We start from the raw sequence: 15436 nt of genomic DNA, 5'->3' as shown, positions 1-15436 counted from the left end.
GGGCAATCATGAAATGAAACGGGCCCATAGGGCCCGTTTTGTTGAAAAGAATTCAATAATTACTTGGTGTGGCGCTCATGCAGGCGCTGCACCACATCCTTCAAACCCAAGCCTTCGTTTTGCAGCAAGACGGTCAGGTGGTAGAGCAGGTCAGCGGATTCGTTGATGAGCTCTTCCCTGTCTTTCGCCATGGCGGCCAGGGCCACTTCCACCCCCTCTTCACCCACCTTCTGGGCGATGCGCTTGGTGCCTTTGCCATAGAGGCTGGCGGTGTAGCTGGTGGCGGGATCTGCCCCTTTGCGTGATGCCAGGATCTGTTCGAGCTCGGCCAGGAAGCCGAGCGGCGGCACGGGGTGGCCGTCGAAGCAGGAGGGGGTGCCCAGATGGCAGGTGGGGCCGACCGGGTCGGCGGCAATGAGCAGGGAGTCCTGATCACAGTCGGTGGTGATGGCGACGAGCTTGAGCACATGGCCCGAACTCTCGCCCTTGGTCCACAGGCGCTGCTTGCTGCGGCTGAAGAAGGTGACCTGGCCGGTGGTCTGGGTCTTTTCCAGCGCCTCGCGGGTCATGAAGCCCTGCATCAGCACTTCGCCGCTGAGGGAATGCTGGACGATGGCGGGGATCATGCCCTCACACTTGGCCCAGTCCAGGCGTTCGGCCAGCGGCAATGCATTGTCTACTGCTTGATTATTCACGGATGGCGACTCCTTCGTTTTTCAGCCAGCGTTTCAATTCGGGAATGGGAATGAGGCCCTTGTGGAACACGGAGGCGGCCAGCGCCCCGTCCACGTCGGCCAGGGTAAAGGCATCGCGAAAGTGCGCCATGGCCCCGGCGCCGCCGGAGGCGATGAGGGGCACCTTGCACACGGCGCGCACCAGCTTGAGCTGCTCAAGGTCGTAGCCCTGACGCATGCCGTCCTGGTTCATCACGTTGAGCACTATCTCCCCCGCGCCCCGGCGCTGCACTTCCTGTACCCACTCCAGGGTGGTCCAGCTGGTGGTGCGGGTGCGGCTCTCGTCGCCGGTAAACTGTTTGACCTGATATTGACCGAGGGCGGCATCGAAGTAGGAGTCGATACCCACCACCACGCACTGCACGCCGAAGCGCTCGGCGAGCCGGGTGATCAGGGTGGGATCGGCCAGGGCGGGGGAGTTGATGGAGACCTTGTCGGCCCCGAATTCCAGGATCTGGCGGGCATCCTCCACGCTTTTGATGCCGCCGGCGACGCAGAAGGGGATGTCGATGACTTCCGCCACCCGGCTTACCCAGCTCTTGTCCACTACCCGTTCGTCGCTCGAGGCGGTGATGTCATAGAAGACAAGCTCATCGGCGCCCTCGGCGGCGTAGCGGCGGGCGAGGTCGACAATGCCGCCCATCACCTCGTGGTTGCGAAACTGCACGCCCTTGACCACCACGCCATCTTTGACGTCGAGGCAGGGGATAATACGCTTTGACAACATGCTCATTGCTCCATGTAAAGCACGGTTAAAGAAACGTCGTTCTGCCGCCGGCGTTGGCCCGGGCGGCGGACGGGAACAGGGTTGGCATGCCTTGAACGGGGGCCCATGAAGGGAGAAACGACAGGCCCGGCAGGCCGTCTCGTCGCCTCTGGGCACCCCACTATATGCATGACTTTATTCAGTGATTCAACCCTTTGTCGCCCTTCACCTGCCCCGGATGGCAGGCTGGCGCCTCGGGGAGGCGGGCCCGATCGTCCGGGTGGGTCTCGTCCGTTGCCATATGCTGGCGCAGGGTGAGCAGGGCAGCATCAAAATCAAACGCCTTCAGTTGCCTGGTCAGGGTGTCACTGCGAGACCCCAGCATGAGGCGAAGGGGACCGGCATACTGCTCGTAGAGGGGGAGCACGGCGGTGTCGCTTTGCACCAGCAGGGCTTCCATCTGGCCCAGCAGTTGCTGGCGCCACTGATCCCCCAGAGGCACCAGATCGGTGGTCGGGGCGGCGAGATCGTCCCCGAGCAGAGCGCAAAGGGCGGCGATCTCTTCATCGATGGATGACATGAGTCCGGTGGGTTCAGTGTTGCCGTCCGCGATGGCCTGCTCCAGGGTCAGGCAGTGGCGCGACAGCTCATGCGCCCCCAGGGTGCTCGCCACGCCGCGCAGGCTGTGGACCATGCGGGTCGCACCACTGTGCTCCCCGGCCTGCAAGTGGCGGTGCAGCCGGGCCATGTCCTGGCCATGCTCATGGATGAAGTAGCGAAGCAGGGCCAGGTATTTCTCCTGATTGCCGTTGAGGGTCGCCAGCCCCTGGTCGAGATCCAGACCCGGGTGTGCCTGCAGGCGGGCAAGGGGGCCTGTCACGGGATGGCGAGTGCTGTCGTCCGGGGCAAGCTCGGGGACCTTGCTCTGGGGCAACCAGCGCTGCAGGGCGTCAAACAGCTTGGCGGGGGTAACGGGCTTGGCAATGAAATCGTTCATGCCGGCCGATGCGCTCGCCTTTCTGTCCTCCTCGAAGGCGCTGGCGGTGAGCGCCAGGATGGGCAACCTGTCCATGCCGGGCAGGGCCCGGATGGCGCGGGTGGCGCTGTAGCCATCCATCACCGGCATCTGTATGTCCATCAGGATGAGGTCGAAGGGGTGCTGGCTGACGAGGGCCAGGGCCTCCTGGCCGTTGACGGCCGTCTCGATGACGAGGCCGCTGTGGCACAGGAGCTCGAGCACCACTTCCCGGTTGATGGCGTTGTCTTCCACCAGCAGGACTCGGGCGTGGCGAGGGAAGCTCAAGGCCTGTTCGTTCCCCTGCTCGGACGGGGTCCGGGAAGGGGCGTCCTCCTTTGCCTTGAACAGCCTGGCGGTAAACCAGAAGCAGCTTCCCTGGCCTGGCTCGCTGGTGACTCCGACCTCACCCCCCATCAGGGCGGCGATCCGGCTGGTGATTGCAAGGCCAAGGCCAGTGCCGCCATATCTGCGAGTGGTGGAGACATCCGCCTGTTCGAACGCCTGGAACAGCTTCTCGCGCTGCGCAGGGGTGATGCCGATACCGGTGTCTTCCACCTCGAAGCGCAGCAGGTAGCCGGTGGTGAGGGGGCGGGCCAGCCTGACGCGCAGGGTGACGGTTCCCTGCTCGGTGAACTTGATGGCGTTGGTCGCATAGTTGAGCAGGGCCTGGCGCAGGCGGGTGATGTCACCGTGCACCCAGGCGGGGGTATCGCCAATGTCCGTCACTATGGTGAGCCCCTTGGCCCTGGCCTGGTCGCTCATCAGGGTGCGGACGTTGTCCAGCATGGCGGTGAGGGAGAAATCGGTCAGATCCAGCGTCATCTTGCCCGCATCGATCTTGGAGAGATCCAGGATGTCGTTGAGGATGCTGAGCAGGTGCTGGGCGGCAGTGTCTATCTTGGTCAGCCGTTCGAGGTCGGTGGGATCCCGGGTGTCGCGCTTGAGCAGATAGGTGAGCCCCAGGATGGCATTCATGGGGGTGCGGATCTCGTGGCTCATGTTGGCAAGGAAGGCGCTCTTGGCGTGGTTGGCACTTTCGGCCCGCTGGTGGGCCTGGGCCAGCTGCCGGGTGCGCTCGTTGACCATCTCCTCCAGGTGGTAGCGATACTGGTCCAGCTCCTCGCCGAGCTGCTTCTTCTCGGTGATGTCGGCCTGGACCGTGACGTAGTGGGTGATTTCGCCGCTCTCCTGGCGGATCGGCGACACCGTGGCCAGCACCTGGTAGTGGGAGCCATCCTTGCGCTGGTTGATGAATTCGCCATGCCAGCGCTGGCCGTGGTTGATGGCATCCCACAGGGCGACATAGCTGGCATCCGGGGTGAGGCCAGAGCGCAGCAGGGACGGGGTCCGGCCTATCACCTCATGCTGCTGGTAACCGCTGGCGGCGAGGAAGGCGGGGTTGACGTACTCGATGCGCGCCCGGGTGTCGGTGATGAAGACGCCGTCAGGGCTCTGTTCGAGGGCCAGGGACAACTGGCGCAACTGCTGCTCGGCCAGCTTGCTCTGGGTGATGTCCAGATGGATGCCAAGGAGGCGCACGGGCCGCTGCTGGGCGTCCCGATAGACGCTCCCTTTGCTCACCAGCCAGCGGATGCCGCCATCTGGCAGCAGGATCCTGAACTCCAGCTCGACGGGGGCGCCGCTGACAGCCCGCTCCGCCAGCAACTGCTCGATGCGGGGCCTGTCATCCGGATGCAGGCAAGCTTGCCAGGCGGCCAGCTCGCCGAGCGCCTCGGCACTGCGGCCATAGAGGCGGGCGCATTCCGGCGAGAAGAAGAGACGGTTGCTGACCATGTCCCATTCCCAGATGCCGACATGGGCCCCTTCCTGGGCCATCAGCAGGCGCTGTTCGCTCTCGCGCAGGGCGCTGCTGACGGTTTCGGCGCGCACCCGTGCACTGATGGCGTCGTCCATCAGGTTCAGGGCTGCGAGGCGAGCACGACGCTGGGTATCGAGCGCCATCTGCTGATTGTGTTGCAGGCGCTGCTCCGCGAGCTTGCGCTCCGTGATGTCCTGCACAGTGCCGTAGAGCTCGAGTATGGTGCCATCCCTGTCCCTGAGCGCCGCCCCGCGGGCAATGACCCAGGCGGTCTCCCCCTGCTCCGTGATCACTTCGGCATCGCACTCGTAGGGCTGCCCGTCCATCCTGCAGCGCTCGACGGCCTGGGCCACCGTATGCCACCCCTCCTGGGTGAAGTATTTTCTGACCTCGGGATAGACGGCGGGGGGGAGGGCCGGATCCCGGCCATAGATGCGATAGATCTCCGGTGACCAGAAGTGGCTGTCATCGGCCACGCGCCAGCGCCAGTTCCCTATCTTGGCGAGACGCTGGGACTCACGCAGTATGGCTTCGTTGCGGCGCAGCGCCTCCTCGGTCTCCTTGTTCTGCCGGTTGTCCTCGATGATGGAGATGAAGTAGTCGGGATTGCCCTCGGCGTCGCGCACCAAGGCCACCGTCAGGGTGGTCCAGATAATCTCGCCCCCCTTGTGCAGGTAGCGCTTCTCCAGGGTGTAGTGGGGGAGCTCCCCCGCCAGCACCCGGGCGACGTGGGCCTCATCGATGTAGAGATCGTCCGGATGGGTCAACTGCTGGAACGTCATCCCGGTGAGCTCGTCGGCCCGGTAGCCCAGGATGTGGCACAGCCGCTGATTGACACGCAGCCAGTGTCCATCGGGGGAGACCAGGGCGATGCCGACCGCCGCCTGTTCGAAGGTAACCTGGAAGCGGTTCTCGCTCTGCTGCAACTGGTTCTGGGCGTTCATCAGCTCCTGCCAGCGCTGGACCTCTCTGGCCCGGGCACGATGAAAAGCGGCGCTGAGTACGCTGATGAGCAGACCGTTGGCGATGAGCAGGCACCATTGCACCAGATCCTGGCCTACCGCCACGCTCAGTGAGTGGGTGGGGGGGAGCATGAAATAGCTGGTGACCAGGGCGGTGACCAGAGTGCAGAGCAGACCAGGCAACAAGCCCCCCAACAGGGCGCAGACGATGATGGGCAGCATGAAGAGAACCAGCAGCGGTCGCTCGCCAAAGGCGATGGGCAGCTGGACCCGGATTTGCAACATCAGAACGGGCAGCAGCACGGCCAGCAGGGAGATCCCCCAGCGCTGGGTAGAGGGGCGCACATGCCACAGGGGTGACCAGCTCATCATGGGAGATCCTCCGGTGGCATGGGGGCCTGGGGATAGGGGGGCGGCACTCCGAGCTGACGGGAGAGCCCGTTGATCTGGTGCTTGAGAGCCAGCATGGCGAGCTCCCTGTCCACCATCACCTTGTTGAACCGCTCCAGCTCATGGTTCTGCTGGCGCAGCTCGCTGGCCTGGCGGGTCAGGGCCTGTTCAACCTGCTCCCGTTCGGTGACATCGAGCAGAATGCCGATGATGGCGGGCTGGCCGAGGTAATCGACGCGCCGCCCGTACAGCTCGACCTCCAGGGACTCCCCGTGCTGATGCAGGGCACTGAAGCGGGTGTGGATATCGCGCGCGTCCTGCTCGCACGCGCGCACCAGCTCGGCGACCCTGGTGCTGTCCTTGGGAGCGGCAAGGGCGTGCAACTGGCCAACGGCGATCAGCGCCCCCGGGGTGTCATAGCCAAACAGTCGGGCAAAACAGGGGTTGATGTAGCAGAGCCGACCCTGCTGGATGATGTAGATCCCGGCAAGGGATTGCTCCACCAGGGCACGGAACAGCCCCTCCCGCTCTCGCAAGTCGGCCTCGGCCCGTTTGAAGTCCGTGATGTCCCGAGAGATGCCGAAGATCCCGATCACCTTCCCCTCGCTGTCTTGCAAGGGGCCCTTGGTTGCGAGAAAAACGCGCTCGCCATCGGGCAGGGTCAGGTACTCCTCCTCGGTCTGTACCCGGTTGCGCTCTATGACCTGGCGCCCGGATGCCATCAGCATTTGTGCCTGCGGCGGCGGGAAGAGCGTCAGATCATCCTGGCCCAGCACCTCGTCAACCGGCTTGCCGACAAACTGGCTGGCGGCCCGGTTGAAGAGGATGTATCTGCCCTCCTTGTTCTTGGCGAAGATGGCGTCTTCCGAGCTGTCGGCGATGGCGGAGAGCAGTTGCAACGCCTCCAGCCGCTGGGACTGGGAGTGCTGAAGCTGTTCGGCCATCTGCAGCCGGGTGTGCTGGCGCAGCAGGATGATGCCGGCGTTGGTGACAAAGAGCACCAGCAGGCCGATGAGACCGATCCAGACGCTCTCCTTGAAAGTGGCCTGGTAGAGTTCCGCCTTGTCGATCTTGGCCAGCAGATACCAGTCCGTGTTCATGACCGGATAGACAACCCCGAAGACCTCGCTACCCCGGTAATCCTGGCCATAGAGTACCTGGGGCGTGCCGCGTTCGGCGAGCCGCAAATACTGGGCTGCCAGCAGGGTGGGGTGGGTGACGGGATAGTGCAGGGTGAGAGCCGGTTCCGGGCGATGGCGCAGGCTACTCAGATAGTGGACCTGATCCCCCTGCTGGCGAAACAGTATGGCTTCTCCGCTGCTGTCTGGGACGGGCCAGGCCCCCAGGATCTGATCGAGCCAGCGATTTGCGCTTATCTGCATCACCAGCACGGGGGCAGGTCCTGCAGCGACCTCCAGATTGACCAGAAAGTCCAGCCTGGCGTGGCCGCGATCATCGAGATAGGGACCAAGACGCATGACTTTGCCCTGCTCGAGCCGTGTCAGGGCGTCACGCAACGTGGCATTCATGGTGTCGCCACCCGGGGTATGCCACAGGGGCTGTCCGGCAGGATTGAACACGGCCGCACCGTGAAATCCGCGTACCGAGATGAATTCGAGCAGCCTTGCCAGTGGTGGCGTGATCGCTTCGGGTGAGGATGGTGCTTGTCCGGGACGATAGAAATCAGTACTGCCCAGACCCTTTATGAGCTGGTGAATATCCTGCTCGTGGGTTCCGAGCCACTCGGTGACGCGCTGGCTCTTGAGATCCGCGATGGCTTCGAGACGAGCCACCTCCTTGTTGCGTGCCAGTTCGATGTTGCGGGCGATGGCCATGGCGGTCAGGGCCAAAATGAGCCCGTTGAGCAACAGGAAGGGGATCCATTGACGCCGCGTAAAGACAGGTGTGCTGCCGGTGGTGTCAATGCGACGACGCAGCATGGCATAAAGCATGAGGGCCGTGATGAGGATAAAGAGCCAGCCCTTGATGGTGCTTGCCATGGCGAACTGGGCAGGGGTGCTGAACAGCCACTCCACCGCCTTGTCGGAGAGCAGGATCCACAGGCTTGCCACGGCGGCATAGGTGAGCACGACGTTGAGCACATGTGCCCGGGTCAGGGGAGCCTCAGCCATCCACGGCCTCGCTGCCATCCTGGTAGCGTTCGGCAATGGTGACGAATGCGTCGAAATGGCGATCGAAGGCGGTCACGACATCGGGATCGAAATGGTGGCCGCTGCCGGAGAGGATGAGGGCGCGAGCCTCGTCGTAGCTCATGGCCGGCTTGTAGACCCTGGCGCAGATGAGGGCGTCAAACACGTCTGCCAGCGCCATCAGGCGAGCCGAGAGGGGGATGGCGTCCCCTTGCAAGCCGTCCGGGTAGCCGCTGCCATCCCACTTCTCGTGGTGCCAGTGGGCGATCTCCTTGGCCAGGGTGAGGAAGGCCAGGGGCTGCTCCATGTCCTGTTCGGCCTCCTCAATGGCATCGCTGCCGAGCTTGGCGTGGGTGCGCATGATCTGCCACTCCTCCGGAGTCAGCTTGCCCGGCTTGAGCAGGATGTGGTCGGGAATGCCCACCTTGCCGATATCATGAAGCGGTGCGGAGCGGCTCAGCAGGTCGATGTAACCCGGGGTCAGGGTATCGGCGAAACGGGGGTGATCAGCCAGGGCGCTCGCCAGCAGACGTACGTAGCCCTGGGTGCGCAGGATATGGTTGCCGGTTTCGGGGTCGCGGATCTCCGCCAGATGGGCGAGTGCGCGGATGGAGACCTGCTGGATCAGGTCGTTTTCCGCCATTCGCCGCGCGACCTCGGCTTCCAGCGCCGCATTCTGGTTTTGCAGGCCGTCACGGGCCTGCTTGGCCTCCAGCTGGGTGCGCACCCGGGCCTGAACGACCACCGGCTTGATGGGCTTGGTGATGTAATCGGCAGCGCCGAGGGAGAGGCCGAACTCCTCGCTCTGGGGGTCGGCGAGGGCGGTGAGCAGAACGACGGGAATACGGCTGCTGATCGGGGACTGACGCAATTGCCTGAGCACTTCATAACCATCCATGCCGGGCATCATCACATCCAGCAGGATGAGGTCAGGCTTTGGATCCGCGCTGACGATGCGCAGGCATTTTTCCCCGCTCTGCGCAGCCAGCACGCGGTAATGAGGCGAAAGCAATTCGGTCAGTACCATCAGATTTTCGGGTGAGTCGTCGACGATCAGGATGGTGGCGTTGTGAGGTGTCAACATATGTCTTCCATGACGCTATCCCTGTGAGGTCGAGTATAGAGCCAATTGCTGCCAAATCATAAGGTTCGCCCCCATCGGGGAGAAAGAGGCCTGCCCGGATGGGCAGGCTGTCTGATGCCGGAAAGGGGCGCGTCACGCAGCGCGGCCGTCACCCCAGCAGCGAATGGCTTCTGCCACGTCAAACTTGCCCTCCAGCAGGGCACGGCCGAGGATGAGCCCCTTGACGCCGGTTCCCTTGAGCGCCTCGATATCCGCCAGACCGCCGATACCGCCGGAGGCCTGGAAGCCGACGCTCGGGTAGCGGGCACAGAGATCCCGGTAGAGTTCGACGTTGGTGCCCGCCAGGGTACCGTCCCGGCTGATGTCGGTGCAGAGCACGTGTCTGAGTCCGGCGGGGAGGAAGCGCTCGATCAGCGCCTCGATGGAGATGCCGCTGTTCTCCTGCCAGCCAGCTACTGCGATGTGGCGGTTGCCCTGTTCATCGATGTTGACATCCAGCGCCAGCACGATGCGCTCGGGGCCATATTTCTCCATCCAGCTGGCCACCAGATCCGGGGATTTGACGGCGGTGGAGCCGATCACCACCCGGCTGGCGCCGGCCGCCAGCAAGTCGGCCACGTCCTGTTCGCTGCGCACGCCGCCGCCGACCTGCACCGGTGCCTCGGTGGCGGACAGCAGCTGGGCTATGAGGGCCAACTGGCGTGCCTTGGCATCCTTGGCGCCGTCCAGATCCACCAGGTGCAGCTGCGCCGCCCCCTGGCTGACATAGTCATCGAAGCGGGCCTGCGGGTTGTCGCTGTAGGCGGTTTTCTGGCCGTAGTCGCCCTGGTAGAGGCGCACGACCTGACCGTTGATAAGGTCGATTGCGGGAATAATCATGCCTGTCATAGCTCCAGAAAGTTTTGCAGTAGGCGGGCACCGGCCGGGCCGGATCGCTCCGGGTGGAATTGGGCGCCAAAGAAGTTGTCCCGCCCGACGATGGCGGTAAAGGGCAGGCCGTAGTCGCAGGTCGCCAGGGTCGCGTCGGTCACCTCCAGCGCATAGGAGTGGACAAAGTAGAAGTAGCTGCCGCTGGGGATGCCTTTGAGTAGCGGGTGGGTCTCGTCGTGCTCAATCTGGTTCCAGCCCATGTGGGGCAGGCGCAGGTTGCCCACCTCCATCAGGCGGATCCTGCCAGGCACGATGCCGAGGCAGTCGATGAGCGCTCCTTCGCTGCCATCGGTGCTCATGTTCTCTTCCGAGGCCTGTGCCAGCATCTGCATGCCGAGGCAAAAACCGAGCAGCGGCTGCTTGGCGGCGCGAATGAGGGGCACCAGTTCCCGCTCATTGAGGTTCTTCATGGCGGCGATGGCGGTGCCGACGCCGGGCAGGATCAGCTTGTCCGCCTGCTCGATGTCGGCGGCCTTGCAGCTCACCCTGGGTTGCACGCCGAGGCGCTCGAACGCCATGCGCACCGAGGCGAGGTTGGCGCAGCCGGTGTCGATGATGACCAGGTTCTGTTTCCCCATCACAGCACCCCCTTGCTGGAGGGAAGCTCGCTCCCTTCCACGCGAATGGCCTGGCGCAGGGCGCGGCCAAAGCCTTTGAACAGCGCCTCCACCTGATGGTGGGTGTTGCCGCTGCCCACCTTCATCTGCAAGGTGATGGCCATGGCGTCAGAGAGGGAGCGGAAGAAGTGAGGCACCATCTCGGTGGCCATCTCTCCCACGCTGTCGCGACCAAAGCCGCTCGGGCAGTCGAACACGAAGTAGGGACGGCCGCTCAGATCCAGTGCCGTGGCCACGTCCAGCTCGGTCAGCGAGGTGTTGTCAGCCTCCTGGCGGGGACGCCCGTCGATCACCGCCTGCACCTCGTCCATCGCCAGCACGAAGCCGAAGCGGCCGATGCCGCGCTTGTTGCCAAGGGCCTGACGCAGGGCTTGACCCAGCGCCAATCCCACATCTTCCACCGTGTGGTGATCGTCGATGTGCAGATCGCCGCTCACTTTGAGCTTGAGGCGAAAGCCCGCGTGGGTCGCTATCTGATCCAGCATGTGATCGAAGAAGCCGATGCCGGTGGCGATCTGGTTGCCACCGCTCTTGTCGAGATCCACCGCCACCTGGATGCGGGTCTCCTTGGTGTAGCGCTCCACCTCGGCCACACGCCCCTTGGAGAGCAGCTGATCACGAATGGCAGTCCAGCCGTGATCTTGCGGGTGGTAGCGTATGCCGCGGATGCCCATGTTCTCGGCAAGCTGGATGTCGGTCTGTCTGTCGCCAATCACGAAGGAGTTGGCAAAGTCGATGCGGCCCGAGGCGAGATACTCCTTCACCAGCCCAAGGTGAGGCTTGCGGCAGCTGCAACCGTCGGTGGGGAAGTGGGGACAGATCAGCACTTGCTCCCAAGTGACGCCCTGGGATTCGAAGAGGTGCATCATCAGGTCGTGAGGCGGCTGGAAGTGTTCAAGGGGCAGGCTGGCGGTGCCGAGCCCATCCTGGTTGGTCACCATCACCAGCACGTAGCCGGCGGCCTGGAGCTCACGCAGCACAGGTATCACCATGGGCTCGAAGCGCAGCTTCGCAAGGCTGTCCACCTGCTTGTCGGTGACCGGCTCCTCGATCAGGGTGCCGTCACGGTCGATAAACAAAAACGGGGTTTTCATCGCTACATCCTTGCTTGTCTTACAGAGAGGGTGGGGGCAGGTCACGCAATACCGCCAGCACGGCGTCCATTTCGCCCTGATAGCCGATGGTGATGCGGATACTGTTGTCAAGGCCAGGCTTGCTGGAGAAATCACGCAAGATGATGCCGGCGGCCTTCATGGCGGCGAACACGGCGGCGCCATCTTTGAAGCGCACCAGCACGAAGTTGCCCTTGTCCTCGAACACTTCCTTGACGCAGGACAGACGAAGCAGCTCCGCCTTGATGAGCGCCTTTTGCTTGTTGAGCTCCTGCACCCGCTCCTGCATCAATTCCAGCCCCATGGGAGAGAGCGCCTGGGCGGCAATCTGGGCGATGGGGTCGGGAATGGGGTAGGGCGCGATCACCTTGGCCAGCATGGCAATCACCTCGGGATCCCCCAGGGTAAAGCCGCAGCGGATCCCTGCCAGGGCGAAGGCCTTGGAGAGGGTGCGGGTCACCACCAGGTTGGGGTATTGGGCGAGCAGGTCCACCACGGAGGCCTCCGGGCAGAACTCGATGTAGGCCTCGTCCACGACGATGATGGCGCGGTCCCGGGCCTTCTCCAGCAGGGCGACGAGTCCCTTGCGGCCCACCAGATCCCCGGTGGGATTGTTGGGGGAGCAGAGGAACACCAGCTTCACGTCAGAGAGGCGATCGGCGATGGCGGGCCAGTCCGGCTGACGGCTGGCGGTCAATGGCTGCTCGACAATCCCCACGCCACAGGTCTCGGCGCTGATGGCGTACATGCCGTAGGTGGGGGGGCAGATGAGGATCTGATCTTCCCCTGCCTCGCAGAAGGTGCGGATCAGCAGCTCGATGGCCTCGTCGGCACCGCGGCTTACCAGCACCTGATCCGGATTGACCCCGGCGTAGGCGGCATAGCCGTTTACCACCTCGGCCGGCTGGCACTCGGGATAGCGGTTGAGGCGACTCCCCTCGACGGTGAAGGGATAGGCCAGGGGGGCCTCATTGGCATTGAGCCAGACGTGGCCCTGGCCGCCGATGCGGCGCGCGGACTGGTAGGGAGTGAGAGCCCGCACGACGCGACGGGCCAGATTGACGATGCTCATGACAAATCCTTCTGCTGTGCTGTTTGTTGGGGCTCGGCGGCCAGGGCGTTCAACCTGAGGGTGACGGCATGCTTGTGGGCATCGAGTCCCTCGGCCTGGGCGATGCGCTGGACGATGGGGCCAAGGCCGCGTATGCCGTCTGCAGTGAGCTCCTGAACCGTGTAGCGGCGCTGATAGTCGGCAAGCCCCAGGCTCGAGCAAGTGCGGGCATAGCCGTAGGTGGGCAGGGTGTGGTTGGTGCCGCTGGCGTAATCACCGACTGACTCCGGTGTCCATGCCCCGAGGAAGATGGAGCCCGCGTTCTCGAGCTTGTCCAGCAGATCCCGGGGGGCCCGGGTCTGCACGATGAGGTGTTCCGGTGCATAGGCGTTGGAGATGGCGCAGGCCTCCTCCAGGTTGTCGCAGAGGATCACCAGGCTTGCCTTCAGGGCTTGCTCGGCGATGTCGCGGCGGCTGAGCTCGGCGAGTTGCGCCTGGAGCTCGCTGCCGATGGCATCGGCCAGGGGAGCAGAGGTGGTGACCAGCACCACCTGGCTGTCGGGGCCGTGCTCGGCCTGGGAGAGCAGGTCCGATGCCACGAAGGCCGGGTTGGCGCTCTCGTCTGCGATCACCAGCACCTCGGAGGGGCCGGCTGGCATGTCGATGGCGGCGCCCCGCCAGTCACGGGAAACCTGGCCCTTGGCTTCGGTCACATAGGCGTTGCCCGGGCCGAAGATCTTGTCCACCTTGGGGATGGTCTGCGTGCCATAGGCCATGGCCGCGATGGCCTGGGCGCCGCCGATGGCGAACACCTGACGAACACCACAGGCGCGGGCGGCAAACAGGATCTCGTCGCTCGCCGGAGACGGGGTGCAGAGCACCACCTCGCGGCAACCGGCCAGGCTTGCCGGAATGGCCAGCATCATCACGGTGGAGGGGAGCGGCGCGCTGCCTCCCGGGACATAGAGACCGACCCGGCTGATGGGTTGGGTGCGCAGCTCGCACAGCACCCCGGGCTGGGTCTCGACTCGGACGACGGGCTGCACCTGGGCGGCGTGGAAGGTACGGATATTGGCGATGGCGGCCTCGATGGCACCCTTGATGTCATCACCGAGTCGAGCGCAGGCGGCATCCACTTCCGCGTCGCTCACCCGAAGCTGTTCGCGGGGCGCGCGTTCGAAACGCTGGCTCAGCTCGCGCAGGGCCTCATCGCCCCGGCTGCGTACCGCGGCAATGATGTCTCGCACCACGGTACCGATGTCGGCTTCGTCGCCAAGGGCGGGCCGGGTCAGGACTTCGGCTTGCCGGGCGGGGGAGAGGGTCTTCCAGATCAGGGTCTGCATGATGTGTCTTCCTTATTCCATCATCTCGGCTTATTCCATCATCTTTTCAATGGGCAGCACCAGGATGGAGCTGGCACCCAGGGCCTTGAGCTGTTCCATGGTCTCCCAGAACAGGGTTTCGCTGGAGACGACGTGCAGGGCCACCTGGTTGGTGTCACCGGCGAGCTGCATGATGGTGGGACGCTCCGCCCCCGGCAGCAGATCGGTGATGGCATCGAGCTTGTCTTTGGGGGCGTGCAGCATGATGTATTTGCTTTCGCGCGCCTGTTGCATCCCCTGGATGCGGGGCAGCAGCTTGTCGATGAGTTTCTGCTTGGCATCGTTCAGGGGGTTGGGAGCCTGCACCAGGACGGCCTTGGAGCGGTAGATCACCTCGACCTCTTTCAGGCCGTTGGCTTCCAGGGTTGCGCCGGTGGAGACCAGATCGCAGATGGCATCGGCCAGACCCGCGCGGGGGGCCACTTCCACCGAGCCGCCCAGCATCACGCTCTTGAAGCCCAGGCCCTTCTCGTCGAAGAAGCGCTTGAGCAGACCGGGGTAGGAGGTGGCGATGCGTTTGCCGGCCAGGCTCTCGGGTCCTGTGTAGTTGACATCGTCCGGCACCGCCAGAGAGAGGCGGCAGCCGCCGAAGTCGAGCTGCTTGAGGGTCTTCACCGCAAAGGGCTGCCCCTGGGCTGCGCGGATGAGCTGCACCTCTTCGAGAACGTTCTCGCCGATGATGCCAAGATCGACCACCCCTTCCATCACCAGACCCGGGATGTCGTCATCACGCACCCGCAGAATGTCGATGGGCATGTTCTCGACATGGGCGATGAGGCGCTGTTCCCGCAGGTTGATCTTGAGGCCGCAGCTCTTGAAGAGGGCCTGGGAATCCTGGCTCAGACGACCGGATTTTTGCATGGCGATGCGCAGACGTTGTGTTTCCATTGCTCGATTTCCTTCTAGTCAAAAACGAAAAAACCCTCGGAAGTATGTGCTTCCGAGGGTTCATGAATCTTGCGGTCCTTTTGGAAGTCACCAGTTAAGTGTCTTCCAGCAGTCAACCTCCTGAAAGACTATTCGGGATGATGATGGTGATGATGAGTCTTCAGGTTGGTGAACTTCATGATGTAATCAATCCTTTACAAATCAGATGTCGTTGTTGACGCCCGATTTAAACTACCTGCCTTGACAGAAAATGCAACCGAAAAATGTGATCAGGACGATTAAAGTTGAGAAAACGGTTTTCTGGTCGATAACTAGACAATGAGATGCCAAAGGAGGCGACATCATGCCCAGCCAGGACCTGTTATTTCCCATCCTGCCCCGCGCACCCTCGACACCGAGCCCGGATGACATCAAGCGGGAGGTGACCCAGATCAGCCAGAAACATCAGCTGCGCAAGATAGGCACCGACAATGACGGCGGTGGCCAGCATCACCAGCAGAGAGAGCAGCCGCCAAGGCCTGATCAACCAGCGGTGCAGGATGATGATCACAAACCGGATCCGGACCACCGGATTGATCTCTTCGTCTGAACGC

At 63.5% G+C, this 15436-nt stretch carries 12 protein-coding genes and 1 other annotated feature; of the genes, 1 reads left to right on the top strand and 11 read right to left on the bottom strand.

Annotated elements, in window-relative coordinates:
* Window positions 1–59: 59 nt before the first annotated feature.
* The 11 genes from hisIE to hisG all read right to left on the bottom strand — a co-directional run bounded on the left by hisIE (window position 60) and on the right by hisG (window position 14843).
* Window positions 60–695: a bifunctional phosphoribosyl-AMP cyclohydrolase/phosphoribosyl-ATP diphosphatase HisIE gene (hisIE, locus tag I6L48_RS14510; protein ID WP_216987371.1), complete on the bottom strand. Its 636-nt coding sequence runs from the start codon at window positions 693–695 to the stop codon at window positions 60–62.
* Window positions 688–1461, bottom strand: coding sequence for an imidazole glycerol phosphate synthase subunit HisF (gene hisF / locus I6L48_RS14505; RefSeq protein WP_216987370.1), 774 nt, complete (start codon window positions 1459–1461; stop codon window positions 688–690). The genes hisIE and hisF overlap by 8 nt, the downstream gene beginning before the upstream one ends.
* A gap of 178 nt (window positions 1462–1639) precedes the next feature.
* Window positions 1640–5611, bottom strand: coding sequence for a PAS domain S-box protein (locus I6L48_RS14500; RefSeq protein ID WP_216987369.1), 3972 nt, complete (start codon window positions 5609–5611; stop codon window positions 1640–1642).
* Window positions 5608–7761, bottom strand: coding sequence for a PAS domain S-box protein (locus I6L48_RS14495; protein ID WP_216987368.1), 2154 nt, complete (start codon window positions 7759–7761; stop codon window positions 5608–5610). The genes I6L48_RS14500 and I6L48_RS14495 overlap by 4 nt, the downstream gene beginning before the upstream one ends.
* A complete protein-coding gene (locus tag I6L48_RS14490; protein WP_010674688.1) occupies window positions 7754–8863 on the bottom strand; it encodes a two-component system response regulator in 1110 nt (369 codons plus the stop codon). Before I6L48_RS14490 ends, I6L48_RS14495 begins: the two co-directional genes overlap by 8 nt.
* A 132-nt stretch (window positions 8864–8995) precedes the next feature.
* Complete coding sequence (hisA, locus tag I6L48_RS14485; protein WP_216987367.1) at window positions 8996–9742, bottom strand: 1-(5-phosphoribosyl)-5-[(5-phosphoribosylamino)methylideneamino]imidazole-4-carboxamide isomerase; 747 nt, start codon at window positions 9740–9742, stop codon at window positions 8996–8998.
* Between the two features lie 5 nt (window positions 9743–9747).
* On the bottom strand, window positions 9748–10371 hold the full coding sequence (hisH, locus tag I6L48_RS14480) for an imidazole glycerol phosphate synthase subunit HisH (protein ID WP_113978456.1): 624 nt from the start codon (window positions 10369–10371) through the stop codon (window positions 9748–9750).
* Window positions 10371–11504 carry a bifunctional histidinol-phosphatase/imidazoleglycerol-phosphate dehydratase HisB gene (gene hisB / locus I6L48_RS14475; protein WP_041211397.1) on the bottom strand — a complete coding sequence of 378 codons (1134 nt, stop codon included), beginning with the start codon at window positions 11502–11504 and terminating at the stop codon, window positions 10371–10373. The genes hisH and hisB overlap by 1 nt, the downstream gene beginning before the upstream one ends.
* 19 nt (window positions 11505–11523) lie before the next feature.
* The gene (hisC, locus tag I6L48_RS14470) at window positions 11524–12594 is read right to left on the bottom strand and encodes a histidinol-phosphate transaminase (RefSeq protein WP_069651239.1); all 1071 of its coding nucleotides are present in this window, start codon (window positions 12592–12594) and stop codon (window positions 11524–11526) included.
* A complete protein-coding gene (gene hisD, locus I6L48_RS14465; RefSeq protein ID WP_102983876.1) occupies window positions 12591–13916 on the bottom strand; it encodes a histidinol dehydrogenase in 1326 nt (441 codons plus the stop codon). Before hisD ends, hisC begins: the two co-directional genes overlap by 4 nt.
* A gap of 30 nt (window positions 13917–13946) precedes the next feature.
* Entirely contained in the window at window positions 13947–14843 is an 897-nt protein-coding gene (hisG, locus tag I6L48_RS14460) for an ATP phosphoribosyltransferase (RefSeq protein ID WP_010674694.1), read from the bottom strand.
* Window positions 14844–14871: 28 nt separating this feature from the next.
* Window positions 14872–14996 (bottom strand) — a sequence feature (His leader region).
* Between the two features lie 190 nt (window positions 14997–15186).
* Between hisG and I6L48_RS14455 the strand changes: the two genes are divergently transcribed.
* Entirely contained in the window at window positions 15187–15432 is a 246-nt protein-coding gene (locus I6L48_RS14455) for a hypothetical protein (RefSeq protein ID WP_182934893.1), read from the top strand.
* The last annotated feature ends 4 nt before the right edge of the window (window positions 15433–15436 follow it).

This window comes from Aeromonas sp. FDAARGOS 1418 (assembly GCF_019048585.1).
GTDB lineage: Bacteria > Pseudomonadota > Gammaproteobacteria > Enterobacterales > Aeromonadaceae > Aeromonas > Aeromonas caviae.
Note: the sequence above shows the minus strand (reverse complement) of the source record. Positions and strands in the feature narration are given on the sequence as shown.